Source organism: Brevundimonas sp. BAL450 (assembly GCF_015767455.1).
GTDB lineage: Bacteria > Pseudomonadota > Alphaproteobacteria > Caulobacterales > Caulobacteraceae > Brevundimonas > Brevundimonas abyssalis.
The window spans coordinates 1-339 of sequence record NZ_JADWOW010000001.1 but is presented as its reverse complement, the minus strand read 5'-3'; the positions used below and the strand labels follow the sequence as shown (position 1 = coordinate 339).

General features: G+C 66.1%; 1 protein-coding gene. It reads left to right on the top strand.

Features of this window, described 5'->3' with window-relative positions:
• Positions 1–115: 115 nt before the first annotated feature.
• Positions 116–339: hypothetical protein (locus tag IWC96_RS00005; RefSeq protein ID WP_196838114.1), on the top strand; the 224-nt coding region annotated here is incomplete at its 3' end.

The window sequence follows — 339 nt, the reverse complement described above, 5'->3', positions numbered from 1 at the left end:
TTGCGAACCAGAAGAAGGACAACGCGGCGGTGCTGGCGGAGTTCCGCGCTGCGCGTGAGGCTGAGCGTTCTCGCCGGCAGGGAGACCGCAATGTCGAGACGAAGAGAGGGCAGTGATGGGTAACATCGGGACGGAGCAGCCGCGTACGGCGGCCGGGAAGTTCGACTACAAGCCATTCACACCGCCGGAGGGGTCGTTGACCGACGAGTCAGAGGGCACGTTCGCCTTCCCGCCTGAGACGGTCGACACCGCGGCCGCGCTCGCGGAGTTCTTCGAGTCAGCGCCCATCTCCGACCGCATCCTGTCGAACGCTGACCACGCGTTCCGGAAGTGGCGGGA